General features: G+C 70.1%; 11 protein-coding genes. 8 read left to right on the forward strand and 3 right to left on the reverse strand.

From position 1 onward, the window contains the following. The first annotated feature begins 2 nt into the window (after positions 1 to 2). From NBG84_RS02365 to NBG84_RS02380, 4 genes are read left to right on the forward strand one after another with little or no spacing between them, the layout of a single operon-like run. Positions 3 to 455 carry a rubrerythrin family protein gene (locus NBG84_RS02365; protein ID WP_250917519.1) on the forward strand — a complete coding sequence of 151 codons (453 nt, stop codon included), beginning with the start codon at positions 3 to 5 and terminating at the stop codon, positions 453 to 455. After that, positions 452 to 2,383 (forward strand): methyltransferase domain-containing protein, encoded by a 1,932-nt coding sequence (locus NBG84_RS02370; RefSeq protein ID WP_250917520.1) that lies wholly within the window; start codon positions 452 to 454, stop codon positions 2,381 to 2,383. Before NBG84_RS02365 ends, NBG84_RS02370 begins: the two co-directional genes overlap by 4 nt. Further along, complete coding sequence (locus NBG84_RS02375; protein ID WP_250917521.1) at positions 2,376 to 3,629, forward strand: sulfotransferase family protein; 1,254 nt, start codon at positions 2,376 to 2,378, stop codon at positions 3,627 to 3,629. Before NBG84_RS02370 ends, NBG84_RS02375 begins: the two co-directional genes overlap by 8 nt. Continuing rightward, a complete protein-coding gene (locus NBG84_RS02380) occupies positions 3,604 to 4,557 on the forward strand; it encodes a dimethylarginine dimethylaminohydrolase family protein (protein WP_250917522.1) in 954 nt (317 codons plus the stop codon). Before NBG84_RS02375 ends, NBG84_RS02380 begins: the two co-directional genes overlap by 26 nt. 19 nt (positions 4,558 to 4,576) lie before the next feature. Here the strand turns inward: NBG84_RS02380 and NBG84_RS02385 are convergent, their stop codons facing one another. Further along, a complete protein-coding gene (locus tag NBG84_RS02385; protein ID WP_250917523.1) occupies positions 4,577 to 4,987 on the reverse strand; it encodes a DUF6027 family protein in 411 nt (136 codons plus the stop codon). 74 nt (positions 4,988 to 5,061) lie between these two features. Here NBG84_RS02385 and NBG84_RS40405 point away from each other — a divergent pair, with 74 nt between their 5' ends. Then, the gene (locus NBG84_RS40405) at positions 5,062 to 5,193 is read left to right on the forward strand and encodes a hypothetical protein (protein WP_285366330.1); all 132 of its coding nucleotides are present in this window, start codon (positions 5,062 to 5,064) and stop codon (positions 5,191 to 5,193) included. A gap of 184 nt (positions 5,194 to 5,377) precedes the next feature. On the opposite strand, the gene NBG84_RS41425 is transcribed toward NBG84_RS40405, so the two are convergent. Further along, the gene (locus NBG84_RS41425; protein ID WP_425608555.1) at positions 5,378 to 5,797 is read right to left on the reverse strand and encodes an adenylyl-sulfate kinase; all 420 of its coding nucleotides are present in this window, start codon (positions 5,795 to 5,797) and stop codon (positions 5,378 to 5,380) included. Positions 5,798 to 5,889: 92 nt separating this feature from the next. Between NBG84_RS41425 and NBG84_RS02390 the strand changes: the two genes are divergently transcribed. From NBG84_RS02390 to NBG84_RS02400, 3 genes are all read left to right on the forward strand, one after another. Beyond that, positions 5,890 to 6,117 (forward strand): MbtH family protein, encoded by a 228-nt coding sequence (locus tag NBG84_RS02390; RefSeq protein WP_250917524.1) that lies wholly within the window; start codon positions 5,890 to 5,892, stop codon positions 6,115 to 6,117. Positions 6,118 to 6,400: 283 nt separating this feature from the next. After that, positions 6,401 to 8,329 (forward strand): KedN5 family methylcobalamin-dependent radical SAM C-methyltransferase, encoded by a 1,929-nt coding sequence (locus NBG84_RS02395; protein ID WP_250917525.1) that lies wholly within the window; start codon positions 6,401 to 6,403, stop codon positions 8,327 to 8,329. 719 nt (positions 8,330 to 9,048) lie between these two features. Beyond that, the gene (locus NBG84_RS02400; protein WP_250917526.1) at positions 9,049 to 9,684 is read left to right on the forward strand and encodes an anthrone oxygenase family protein; all 636 of its coding nucleotides are present in this window, start codon (positions 9,049 to 9,051) and stop codon (positions 9,682 to 9,684) included. Between the two features lie 613 nt (positions 9,685 to 10,297). On the opposite strand, the gene NBG84_RS02410 is transcribed toward NBG84_RS02400, so the two are convergent. Further along, positions 10,298 to 13,184: AAA domain-containing protein (locus NBG84_RS02410; RefSeq protein WP_250917527.1), on the reverse strand; the 2,887-nt coding region annotated here is incomplete at its 5' end.

Below are 13,184 nucleotides of genomic sequence, written 5' to 3' on the forward strand. Positions count from 1 at the left end.
TCATGGAACCGGACCAGTCCCTCGCCGACGGCGTGCAGGCCGCGTTCCGCGCCGAGGCGGCCACCGCGGCGCGGTACACCTACTTCGCACAGGTCGCCGAGATCGAGGGTCACACCGAGGCGGCCCGGGTGTTCGGCGAGCTTGCCGAGAGTGTGGCCTGCGCCGCCCACGGGCACCTGGATGTGCTGCGCGACCTGCTGGGCGGTGACGATCCCGGCACCGGCCGCGCGCTCGGCGACACCCGCCGCAACCTCGCCGCGGCGATCAGCGGCGACCTCGGGGAGGCCAGCGAACGCTACCCCGGCCTGGCGGCGCGGGCGCACATGGAAGGCGTGGCCGATCTGGCGAGTTGGCTGGAGACACTGTGCACGTTGAAGAAGACGCACGTGGACCGGCTGGAGCAGGCCCTCACCGGGCTGACCGAGCCGCGGTTCGCCGGGAACGGAGCGCCATGACCAACGACTACACAGCCGAGGCGATCACCGTCTACTCCGGGCTGGAGGCAGTGCGCCGCAACCCGTCGATGTACGTCGGGTCGACCGGCTCGGACGGCGCCCACCACCTGGTGCTCGAACTGGTCGACAACGCCGTGGACGAGGCCGCCGCCGGGCACTGCGGCGCGATCTCGGTGGAGCTGCACGACGACGGCTCCTGCTCGGTCACCGACGACGGCCGGGGCATCCCCACCGACCCGCACCCGGAGGCCGGGATCCCGGCGTGTGAGCTCGTGCTCACCACGCTGCACTCGGGGGGCAAGTTCGACCACTCCTCGTACGCGACCTCGGCCGGACTGCACGGCGTCGGCCTGGCCTGCGTGAACGCGTTGTCGGAGTGGCTGCGGCTGGACGTGTGGCGCGACGGCGCGCACCACAGCGAGTCGTTCGCCCGAGGCTCGATCGAAACCCCGCTCAAGCGGGTCGGCGACAGCGACCGCCGCGGCACCCGGGTGTGGTTCCGCCCGGACCCGGAGATCTTCTCCTCATGCGAGCTCGACGCGGACCTGGTGCACGCCCGGCTGCTCGACATCGCGTACCTGCACCCGGGCCTGCGGGTCGAACTCACCGACCACCGCACCGGGCGGCACGAGTCGCTGTGCGAGACGACCGGGGTACGGGGCCTGCTCGCGTACCGAGCCCGCGACGCCGAGAAGGTGCACGCCGAGCCGACCACCATCACCTGGGCCGGGGACGGGTGCGTGATCGACGCCGCCGTCCAGTGGACCGAGGGGTACGCGGAGCAGGTCTTCAGCTACGTCAACACCATCCGCACCGACCTGGGCGGGTCGCATGTGGACGCGCTGCGCAGCGCGCTGGCCGGGGTGGTGGCCGACCACCTCGGCCCGGCCGCGGACAAGATGACCGTGGTCGACATCCTGGAGGGGCTGACCGCGGTGATCGCGATCCGGATCCCGGACGCGCGGTTCGACGGCCAGACCAAACGCACCCTGCGCAACGACGACGCGGGCGCCCGCGTGTTCGACGTCGTCACCGACCAGGCGCGGCGGGCGCTGGCGGCCGACCCGGAGCTGGCCCGCCGCATCGCCGAACGGGCCATCGACGCGAGTCGGGCCCGGCTCGCCGCACGGCTGGCCGGGCGGACGGCCCGCTCCCGGACCCGGGCCGTCGAGGTCGACTACGCGGTCTACCAGCGACAGTTCGGGATCCGCTCGAAGGACTGGCACGACTCGTGCTCCTGGCTCACCGACGAGGACCTGCTCGGCAAGCACGCGGAGCTGTGCGCGGTGCCGCCGGACGCGCGGATGCTGGACGTGTGCTGCGGCAGCGGTGTCGTCGGCGGCGCGTTCCGCGGCCGGGTCGGCGAGATGGTCGGGCTGGACCTCACCCCGGAGATGGCCGCGCTCGCCGCCACCCGGCTGGATGTCGTGCACCAGGGCACCGTCTACGACCTGCCGTTCCCCGACGCCAGTTTCGACCTCGTGGTCACCCGGGAAGTGCTGCATCTGCTGCCCCAGCCGGAGCGGCCGGTGTCGGAGATCTTCCGTGTGCTGCGGCCGGGCGGGCAGTTCATCGTCGGGCAGATCGTGCCGTACTCGGACGTGGACGCGTTCTGGATGTTCCGCGTGTTCAAGAAGAAGCAGCCGCTGCTTTACCAGATGTTCCGCGAGGAGGACTTCCGGGCGTTGCTCACCGGCGGCGGGTTCACCGACGTGCGGATGGAGGAGTACTTCCTGTGGGAGTCGATCGACCGTTGGATCGACACCCACGAGACGACACCGGCGGCCCGGCAGGAGATCTACCGCCTCTACTACGACGCGCCGCGCGAGGTGCGCGCCGTACACCCGTTCGAGGTACTGCCGGACGGCTCGGTGCGCGACCGGTGGCGGTGGTGCGTGTACTCGGTGCGGAAACCCGACCATGCCTAGCCGCACCGTGGATCGCCCGGTCGCCGAGGTCGTGCGCGGGCTTGAGGTGCTGCGGCCGCTGCGGGGCACGCCGGTGCCGCACTTCCGCGCGAAAGTGCGCGATCTCGTCGTCGTCGCGTCGAGTTCGCGGGGCGGGTCGAGCATGCTCGCCGAGCTGCTGCGGTCCTCGCCGCACCTGCTGCACCTGCGCGCTGAGCTGAATCCGCTGCTGCGGCTGGTCGGCCTCGACCACCCGCACAGCGGCACCGGATCCGACGTGCTGGACGCGGCGCACTGGCACGGGCTTCCGCCACGTTCCCAGGCGTTGTTCGAGGCGGAACTGGCACTGGACGCGGGCTCCCCCGGCACCGGCGTGGAGAACCTGGCGGTGGACGCGGCGTGGCGGCTGGTCGTGCAGTGGCCGGGGCTGGCCCTCGATCCCGTCGACCTGGTGCGGACCGCCGAGGCGGTACTGGACCGCGATCTCCCCCGGTTCGCGCGGGCGCTGATCGGTATGGCCGGCGTGAACCCGTGGTACTACGACCTTCCCGGGCAGTCACCGGGACCACGACCGGCCGGGCCGCCCGGTGATGTGCTGCTCGAAGAGCCGCCCTTCGTCCTCCCCCGCCCGTGGCGGCCCGCGGACGAACACGATCTCGCCACGAAGCCACTGGTGATCAAGACGCCGGGCAACGCCTACCGACTCGGCTTCCTGCGGGCGGCGTTCCCCAACGCGCGCCTGCGGGTGCTGCACCTGACCAGGAACCCGGCCGCGTCGATCAACGGCCTGGTCGACGGGTGGCTGCACCACGGGTTCCACTCGTACCGGCTGGACGAACCGCTGCGCATCGCCGGATACGCCGACGTGCGGCCGGCCGACCGGCACTGGTGGAAGTTCGACCTGCCACCCTGTTGGGCCGCGTACACCGCCACCGCCCTGCCCCGGGTCTGCGCCCACCAGTGGTTGTCGAGTCACCGTGCGGTGCTCGCGCACGGGGCGGATCACACGGTGCGATTCGAGGACCTGATCAGCGGTCCGCCCGCCCGCGCGGACGCCGTCGAGCGGATCACGGACTGGCTGGGGATCCCGTTCGACGGGCCGCTGAAGCGGGCCGCGACCGACGGCATCGCCGCCACTGTGGCCACCGCCGCACCACGCCCCGGCCGTTGGCGGGCGCGGGAGAAGGAAATCCGGTCCGCGCTGAGCGCCGACGTGCTCGCGATGGCGGAGAGGCTTGGCTATGCCCGTGACGACCACTGGATCTGAGCTGAGCACCCACGGCGGCTCGGGGTGGGTCCCCCGGGTGGCGTCGCATGTGGACGAAGTCGCGGCCGGGAGTGTGTGGGCGCCGTGCGGGTACCGGTCGGAGACGGCCGCGCTGCGTTCGGTGCTGCTGGTCCGCCCGCCGGACAGCATCGCCGCGGTGCGACGGCCGGGGGCCTCGCTCATGCTCGGGCCGGTGGATCTCCCGGCGATGCGGGCGCAGTGCGACGCGCTGGCGGACCGCCTGCGGGACAACGGGGTCGAGGTACACCTGACGTCCCCCGCGGCGACGCCGAACGTGGTGTTCGCGCGAGACCTGTTCTGGATGACCCCGGCCGGGGCGGTGCTGGCGCGGATGGCGTCGGCGCAGCGGGCCGGCGAGGAACGGCATGCCGCGCTCGCACTGGCCGAGGCCGGGTTCCCGATCCTGCGCACGGTGTCCGGCACCGCCGTGTTCGAGGGCGCCGACGCGCTGTGGATCGACCCGTCGACGGTGATCGTCGGTACCGGGTTCCGCACGAACGCGGCCGGCGCGGCCGAGGTCGCCTCGGCGGTCGCGGGACTGGGTGCGCGGGTGGTGACGGTGCCGCTGGCGCCGGGCGTACAGCACCTGCTGGGGACGGTGGTGTTCCTCGACTCGTCCACCGCCGTCGTCCACCGGGCGGCGAGCCCACCGGAGTTGGCGGCGCTGCTCGCCGAGTACGGCTATCGGGTGATCGCGCTGCCGCCGGACGAGGAACTGCTGGTGCGGCGCGGGATGAACCTGCTGGTGCTCGCGCCGGGGCGGGTGCTGATGCCCGCTGGCTGCCCGGGAATCCGGCGTACGCTGGAGCGGGCGGGGGTGGCCGTCGACGAGATCGACATCGGCGAGTACCTGCGGGCGGCCGGCGGGATCGGCTGCGTGACCGGGGTGGTGCGCCGTGAGCACTGAGAGCCGGTCACTTGGCCGATTACTGCTCCGGGTACACCGTGGGGTCGTCCAGCGGCACCTTCAGCCAACTGATCATCTGCCGGAGCTGGTGGTACGCCGCGAGCCGCTGCTCGTCGGAATCGGCCTCCTCCGCGGCCGCGATCGGCTCCCACAGGCGCGGCACCATCACCGGCCCGAGTTCGAGCAGGCCGCCGCTGCCGCCGGTGGCCCACTTCGCCAGCACATACCGGACGATCGGGCCGACCGGGATGTCCAGGTTCCGAGACATGCCACGCACGGTCTCCAGCGGATCGAGGAGCCCGTAGTCGACCACCTCGGCCTTGAAGTTGGCATGCGGGTCGTCCGGTGGCCAGCACCGTTCCCATTGGCGCAGCCGAACCTGCGGCGTACCGGTCGCGTCGTAGGCCAGGTCATCCATGTCGCCATCCATACCGCCACTCTAGGGCGGCACCGAGCTTGTCCGACCGGGCAGGAATGAACACCGAAGTAGGGAAAGGAGAACCAGTGAACGAGAACCTTCGTGAGGAGCAGGTCTCGCTCGTTCCGACCGACTCGGGCGCCGCGACCAGCGGCACCGCTACGGCCGACGACGAGGCGATCCGTCACCAGCTGCGCAGCCTCGGCTACCGCATCTGACCAACCCGCCCCGGCCCTCCCACACGGGTGGGCCGGGGCGTCCTCGCGAAGGAGGCCGAGCAGGCCCGCGCACTCGCCGAGGCCGTGGCCGTCGGTACGCAGCCTCAGCTGGGGTGCCTCGGGTGGCTCGTACGGGCCGTCCACCCCAGTCGTCCCGGTTATTCCGGGCATTCCGGTGATCCCGTTATCCCGACATTCCGGTGATCCGACCGGCGTTCGCCTTGGCGTAGGGTCCCTTCACGTCGCGCCGCACGCACACCTCCAGCGGTGGTCCACCCACACTTCCAGGTAGCCGATCCCGGCCGCCGCGTGGGCGGCGCGCGCCTCCTCGCGGACTGCCCGGTACGGCGCGATCACGTACCAGCACGATGACGCCGTGCCGGGCCGCATCATCGCCGGCGCCCCGGCCCGCCGAACGTTCTCGCTCCGGTCGCGTACGCCAGAACCCGGGTCCGGGGAACAGGTCGCGTCGCGGAACATCCCCGTCCAGCACCTGCGCCGGCCCGGGCAGCCCCGGTGCGGGTGCCGCGGCTGCCGCGGACCTGCCGGAGCTGGGCAGGCCGGTGCGCCAGACGGTCCTCCAACCACGCGGATGGCCCGGCACCCGGACCCCTTTCGTCGGTGGTCACCGTGCTGGAGGGCGGGAGTATTCACCACCCGACGGCGCGTTGTAGGGTGCGGCGACTGGGAGGCGGCATGGCTGAGACGACCAACCCGTTCGACGACGAGAACGGAGTGTTCTGGGTGCTGCGCAACGACGAGGACCAGCACTCGCTGTGGCCGGAGTTCGCTCCGGTGCCCACCGGGTGGCAAGTGGTGCACGGCCCGGACGTCCGGGCGGCGTGCCTGGCCCACGTCGAGGAGAACTGGACCGACCTGCGTCCGGCCTCCCTGCGCCGCGCCTTGGACGGCTCGACCGGGTGAGCTACCGGATGGATACACGGTCTTCACAGTGGCGGCGGTGTGGACCACTTCGTCACCTGCATCGCACTCCACGTCCGCCCGCCGTCGAAGGACACCTCGACGGTGAGCGTGCGCCGCGCTGATTTCCGCGGTTGAACGTCGGAGCCAGTTGGTCAACCACATTTCACACGGTGTACGGCGTGCAATCGCCCGCGGGAACCTGGCGGCCTGGCATAGGGGCAGAACAGTGAGTCAGTCCACACTTCCGTTTCCGTTACCACGACGACGACCACGTTCACGGGAAATGCGCGGGCGCGCGCTGATCGTGCAACAGGGCGCCTGGGACATGCCCAAGGAATCGATGCCGCTCGCCGCCGGCTATCTCACAGCCGCGGCACGGGCCGATCCCGTGGTGGGACCCGAGTTCGACGTGGGAATACAGAACTTCCGCGGTGGAGAATCGCTCGGCTCGATGGCGCGCACGATCTTCTCCGGGGTTGTGCCGGACGTGCTGGCGTTCTCGGTCTTCGGCTGGAACTTCAACCAGTTCGGCGCGCTCGCCGAGACCTACAAGTCGGTGCGCCCGGACGGCTGGGTCGTCTTCGGCGGAACGCACGTCGCGCACCAGGCGGAACGCGTCTTCCGACGCTTCCCCGAGGTCGACGTCGTCGCCAACGGCGAGGGCGAGTTCACTTTCCGCGACCTGCTGCTCGCCGTCCTTGAGGAGAAGTCGCCGCACGACCTCGCGCGGGTGCCGGGAATCTCCTACCGCGACGAGGAAGGCACGATCCACACCACTGCCGAGGCACCGCGCATCGACGACCTGGACTCCATTCCGTCGCCATTTCTCACCGGGGCCATCCCGCTGCTCGACCACAACGGCCGGTTCCCCTACGACGTTGCGCTGATGGAGACCAACCGCGGCTGTCCGTACAAGTGCTCGTTCTGTTACTGGGGTGGCGCGGTCGGCCAGAGGATGCGCGACTTCTCCCGCGAGCGGCTGCGCGCGGAACTCGACATGTTCGGCTATCACCAGATTCCGACGGTGGTGTTGTGCGACTCGAACTTCGGCATGCGACAGCCGGACGCGGAGTTCGTCGAGGACCTCGTCAGGACGCGCGAGAAATACGGGTTCCCGCAGTCGTTGGAGACGTCGTGGGCGAAGAACAAGTCCAAGACGTTCCACAACATAATCCGCCGGATGAAGGCCGAGGGGTTCCAGAGCTCGTTCACCGTGGCGCTGCAGACACTGGACGACACGGCGTTGCGTGACATGGGCAGAAGCAACATGCGGCTCAACGAGTGGAAGGACCTGGCGGCATGGCTCGCGGCGGAGGGACTCGACGCCTACGCCGAGCTGATCTGGGGCGCGCCGGGTGAGACGGTCGACTCCTTCCTGACGGGCTACGACCGGCTGTCCGAACACGTGTCCCGCATCGCCGTCTACCCCCTGTTGCTGCTGCCCAACACGAGCTACACGGAGAACCGCGAGGAGCACGGCTTCGTCACCGTGCGCGGCGACAACGACGACTTCGAGTACGTTCTCGCCAACCGCACCGTCACGGTCGCGGAGAACACGATGATGCAGCGGTTCATGTTCTGGGCCCGGATGATGAGCGAGAACATGTACTTCCGGCACATCTGGGTGCCGCTGCGGGAGCTCGCCGGGCTCACCCAGAGCGCCGTACTGCTGATCCTGTCGGACTGGTTCCAGGACTCGACCGATCCCGCCGTCGCCGAGCTACTCGGCCACGGCCGCGAGTTCACCGACTCCGGCCTGATCGTCGAGTCGCTGCACAAGCTCTACGCCGACCCGCGGTTCGCACCGATCTTCCAGCGGTGGTGGGATGACGCGATCCTGCCGAAGGTGCCCGAGCGGCACAGGCCGCTGCTGAACGAGATCTTCCGCTACGACAATACGACCCGCCCGATCTACTCCAGAGCGGGTGCCGAGGACGCCGAGGTGCGCAGCATCGACGGCCTGCCGCACTACATCCGCAGCGACCTGCGGTTCCAGTACGCGATGCCGCACGTTCTCGACGCCATCCGCGCGAGCCGGCCGTTCGACGACGAGCCCTCGCCGGTCGAACTGACGCTCGCGTATCGCGTCGGGTTCGACGACTACCTCGACAACCACGAACTCGCGACCTACTACGCCGCTCGCTGCCTTGAGATCCGGGAGCTGACGGCACAACGGACGAACCCTTCGTACGGCGACGCGTCCACACACTGATGCTGCCCTCTCGAATGCCAGCCTGCTGCCAACCGGTGAGGTGACAACGGCGTCGCCATGACCAAGCTCGACCTTCGACCGTGGCCCGCGGCCACCCCGCACACCATCGGCACTGGCCGCGCGACCGATCCACCACCGGCGCCACGAGCCGCTATCCGTGCTCGAAGGAACACGAACACGCGGCAGTCCCTCAACACCCACTACCGCCGGGCCGCGACCGTACGACCTTTGGCGGTGGTGGTCAGGACGACGGCGTCACGGTCGAAGCGGTGGAGGTGCCTTTCGAGAGCCTCTGGGACGTGAGCGGGGATCGGGACTTCGCGGCGGGCCCTTGGAGCGCTTGAGGAAGCAGTTCGAGGGAGTGATCTGCAGAGAATCTCGGACGCATCACCCATGTCACGCTCCACCGCCCGGGAGCTTGAACACGATGCACTCCCTTTCCCTCCAAGATCCAGGGTCTGCGCTGGTCACCACCGCGATCGGAACGACAGAACCCGGGCAACTTCAGAACACCTTCGGGATGGACAGGCGATCGTCACGGTGGTGGTGGAGAGCGCCCTGTCCCCATCGGATGGACGCAGGAGTATGCGAGTGAGTTCCTCGGCCATGGCCCGGCCCGTCACGGTGGGTTTGGCTGGTTGCGCGCAACGCACGGGGTGCCGAGCAAGGCCCGTATACCCCGTGCCCGCCCAACTCCGATGAACTGGGAAGGAACCGGCATGAGAACCGACTCGTCCGGCCGTCGAAACGAGCTTCCGACATCCAGCGCACCCCCCGAACCACCCGAGCAACAGATCTCCATGGCGCAGCACGGTCTCCCGGCCGGTACCTCCGCCGGAGTGCTGTTGATGATCTCCACGGTCGCGCTGGGGCTGACAGCGGGGCTGCTCTTCACCTTCGGCATGGCCGTGATGCCCGGACTCGCGGAGACCGATGACCACACCTATGTGACCGCCATGCAGAGCTTCAACGACACCATCCAGAGCAACTGGGCTTTCGCCGTACTCTTCGTCGGGGTACTGCCAGCCACCGTGGCCGCGGCGGTCCTGGACCATCGCAGCGGTCATGGCGCCGCCGCGAGATGGGCCGCGTACACGGCGGTCCTCTATCTGGTCGCCCTGCTGGTCACGGTCGGCTTCAACATTCCCATGAACAACGACCTCGCAGCAGCCGGGGACCCGTCCACCATGACGGACTTCGCCATCGTGGACAGGTTCAAGACCACCTGGGTGGCGGCCAACGCGCTGCGCGCGGTGCTCTGCGCGGCGGCTCTCGGCTGTCTGACGCGCGCCTTGGTGCTGCACGGCAGAAGCACGGCCGTGGCGGCGGGCGCTCGTCCGTCATCGACCAGCTGACCCGGCCCGTTCTCCGTCACGAGTCCGGTGCGCCCTCTCTCGTTCGGTTCCGGGCCCCGACTCCCCGCAGAGAAACCCCTAGGGAACCGAACGAGCGATCATCGTCAGATGGACCATCCGGCCTGGAAACGCACCGGCTCCTCCAAGGCCGCGCGTGCTTCCTCGAAGTCGGCCGTACGCGTGGCGAGGGTGTCCACCGCGAGTCGCTGCGGCAGAGGCGGTCGAGAACTTCACTCTCCTCACCGCGCGGTGGTCGACGTCCTGGAGTACGAGGGCAGTGCCTCCGCCGGCGCCTTCGAGGGCCGAGCGCCAGAGGTCGGGGGCCCAGATCCTCCCGGAGTCTCAGACAGCAGCCGGTCGGGCGCCGGACAGGGTCCGCTATCGACGGAAGGGGGGCGGCGAGGTGTCCGACACGCACCCCCGGCCCGCCTGTCCCACGCCCCCGGCAGGACGAGGACCATGGGCGCGGGATGCTCCTCGTGGACGCACTCGCCACCCGGTGGGGCGTACGCGAGGGTGCCGGGCCGGGCAAGACGGTGTGGGCCGAGTGCGCTCACCGGGCGGGGCCGGAGACTAGCAGCGAGCCGCCACCCACCATCTGCCGCTCACCGCCTCAGCGCTTGCCGCCACCCAGTCGGATGTCACGGTTCCAGGCCTGGCTCCGACCGTTCGCGACCGTCTTGCAGACTGTGTCGTAACAGCGCCAGAACCAGCTGCCGTTGGTACGGCGGCGGAGTTCGATGCTCCCGCCGCCACACCGGCCGCACTTCGGCGGATCGGCGAACAGCCTGGCGTTCTGGTTCTCCAGCATCCTGCGGGCGAAGTGACCGCCGCGCATCGTCAGCATCACCTCGCGGGTCCAGCTCTGCGAGAGCGTGTTGAGGCTGCCGATCATCACGGTTCGCTCGTCGACGACCACGATCTTCTGGTGCATGACATTGACGGGGACGACCGTGTGCGCAATGGCCGCGAGGTCGGCGATGAGGCCCTGATTGGCTAGGCGCCGCTGGAGCTGGTCCGTGTCGTCACGGAGAAAGACCGTCACCCGGACACCGCGCCCGACCGCGTCCCGGAGCAGCGGCAGCAGGGAACGCACCCGGTTGGCGACCCACGGTGCCCACAGCCACAGCGAGGTGTGCGCCTCGCGGATCTCGTCCTCGAAGGTGCTGTAGAAGGATCGTTCGTCGTCGATGTCCGTCACCTCCACATGGCGGGCCAGGACATCGGCGAGAGCTGCGCCGAAGACGCCCAGCTCCCGATCGCTGCCATGCGGCGGGGTGATCAGCTGGTTGGCCCGGAGCCTGCGCACCCCGGTGGTGCCCGCCATCGCGGCCAGCTGCGCGAAGGCGGTGCCCGTCCCGGCCGTGCTGATGCGTTCCCAGCTGCCGATGACGTACAGCCGGGTCCGGGCTCGGGTGACGGCGACATTGAAGAGCCGCAGGCCGTCCCGTTCCCAACCGTTCGCGCCCGGTCCGTGTCGCGCGAGGGCCATCCACAGTTCCCGGCCGTCCGCGCCCTCGACCGTGTCGAAGACGACGACGGGGAACTCGCGGCCCTGGAAACGATGGGCTGTACCCACCTCGGCGAGGGGGCCGCCGCCGCTCTCGATGTCGCGCAGTGCCTCCAGCGTCGCGGCCTCCTGGGCACCGTACGGGGTGACGATTCCGGCGTCGTCACCCAGTTCCCGGTGGTACTCGACAAGGGCTCGCGCGATCAGCGAGCCGGCCGGCCACCAGCCGCTACGCTTGCCGGTCAGATGGGCTTGGGCGAGTTCGTGGAGTCCGTCCGTGTCGACGATGACGATCTCCGGGTCGTCCTCCGGCCGGTCCGCCGCCGCCCGTTCGCCGCCAGTCAGGGTTCCGCCGTACGCGAGCCCGTTGGCCAGCCGCATCACCGCCGGGCCGAACCGGTGCTGCTCGGAGAGGGTGACGCAGGCCGGATGGCGCTGTGCGTCCTTGGGGTCCGATATTCCGCAGTGCTGGAAGACGTCGGGGAGCAGCCAGCGTTTGACATCGGGGCGGTCCAGGTCCTTGAGTCCCTGCTCGATCACCGGCCCAAGCTGCATGAAGTCGCCGAGCAACACCACGGTACGGGTCGCCTTCGCTGCGGCGAGAATCACCTCGGGGAGCGTGGCCGCACCCGCTTCGTCGACGAGGACGACATCGTAAGGACCCTCGAAGACCGCCTTGTTGGAGCGGAACCGGGCGAGGGTGGTGGCCACCAGCTTCGCACTCTTGATGATCTCGCCCTGGGCGTTGCGAGCGAGGCGTTCGTACTCCTCCTGAAGTTCCTGGAACCGCATTTCCAGATCTGCCCGCCGTAAGTGGGCAGCCTTCACTCCAGGGCGCATGCGCTCGGCGCGGGCATGCAGGGCGGGCCACTTGTGCTGTTCGGCCTCCTTGGTCAGGGCGTCGGCGGCACTGACCCGCTCGGTGGAGGCGTCCATGTCGGCGACCGCCCGGTGCGCGGTGGACGTACGGTCAAGCGCGGCCTTCCAATCCGATCGGGCCTGACCCCTTGCCGCCTCCAGAGCGTCGATCCGCTCCGGGGTGTACTCGATGCCGGGGATCAGTTCTCCCAGCTGCGCGTCGAACTCAGCGGTGCGGGCGGTGGCGGCGGCCCGCGCCGACCGGGCCTTCCGCCGGACGCGAGCGGCGTCCTTCTCGGCGGCCTGGAGCCGCTCGGCGAGTTCCTGACGCTCGAACCGGCCGCGCCACCGGGCCACGGACCCCTTGGTGTCGAACAACCGCAGCTCCTCGCGCAGATCGGCGAACGCGGTCTCGGCCGGGGGGACGGCGGCCTCCTTCCGCTCGGCCGCCCGCAGCACTCGGGACTGCTCCTCACGCAGTCGCGCCACCTCGGCCCACTGGGCACGCGACTGCTTCGCCGCGTCGCTGAGCCGCTCAGCCTCGGCCACCGCCCGCGCTGCCGACCGCTCCGCGGACTCCGCCTCGCGCACTTCCGCCACCGCCTCCGCTGCCCTGGCCTCCCGCGAGGCCACATCACCACCGGATGTGCGGAGCACCTTCAGCGCCGCGAAGTACGCCTTGGCGTCGAAGCGCACCAGAGCCGTGTCCAGGGCCGCCAGCTCGGCCGCCCGGGCCCGAATGTCCACCAGGGCCGCCTCGGTCTCCCGGCGGCGCTCGGCCGTCCCCGCGAGGCGGTCGCGGACCATGAGCGGCAGGGACACCCCTGGGTTGTCGGCGACCTCCCGCAGTTGCGGTGTGCCGACCCGGACGATGTCACCGGGGGCGTGCCGGTGCTCCTTGACCACACCGAGCAGGGCGTTGTCCACGGCGATATTGGTGGCCGAGACCAGCAGGACCCGGTCCCCTCGGGCGATGAGATCGCCGATGGAGCGTTTGAGGACCGTGGTCTTCCCCGTACCGGGCGGTCCCCACACCAGATGGACGCCCGTGCCGAGACAGGCGCGATGGGCGTCGCCCTGGGCGGGGTGGAATCCCGGTGGATCGGGGGCACTTGACCGCTGTCCGCCGATC

Origin of the sequence: Streptomyces albipurpureus (genome assembly GCF_023701525.1) — a bacterium.
Lineage (GTDB): Bacteria > Actinomycetota > Actinomycetes > Streptomycetales > Streptomycetaceae > Streptomyces > Streptomyces albipurpureus.

Excerpts from the sequence above, each read along its gene's own strand:
- NBG84_RS02365 (WP_250917519.1), top strand. The coding sequence starts at position 3 with ATGGAACCGGACCAGTCCCTCGCCGACGGCGTGCAGGCCGCGTTCCGC.
- NBG84_RS02370 (WP_250917520.1), top strand. The coding sequence starts at position 452 with ATGACCAACGACTACACAGCCGAGGCGATCACCGTCTACTCCGGGCTG.
- NBG84_RS02375 (WP_250917521.1), top strand. The coding sequence starts at position 2,376 with ATGCCTAGCCGCACCGTGGATCGCCCGGTCGCCGAGGTCGTGCGCGGG.
- NBG84_RS02380 (WP_250917522.1), top strand. The coding sequence starts at position 3,604 with ATGCCCGTGACGACCACTGGATCTGAGCTGAGCACCCACGGCGGCTCG.
- NBG84_RS02385 (WP_250917523.1), bottom strand. The coding sequence starts at position 4,987 with ATGGATGGCGACATGGATGACCTGGCCTACGACGCGACCGGTACGCCG.
- NBG84_RS02390 (WP_250917524.1), top strand. The coding sequence starts at position 5,890 with ATGGCTGAGACGACCAACCCGTTCGACGACGAGAACGGAGTGTTCTGG.
- NBG84_RS02395 (WP_250917525.1), top strand. The coding sequence starts at position 6,401 with ATGCGCGGGCGCGCGCTGATCGTGCAACAGGGCGCCTGGGACATGCCC.
- NBG84_RS02400 (WP_250917526.1), top strand. The coding sequence starts at position 9,049 with ATGAGAACCGACTCGTCCGGCCGTCGAAACGAGCTTCCGACATCCAGC.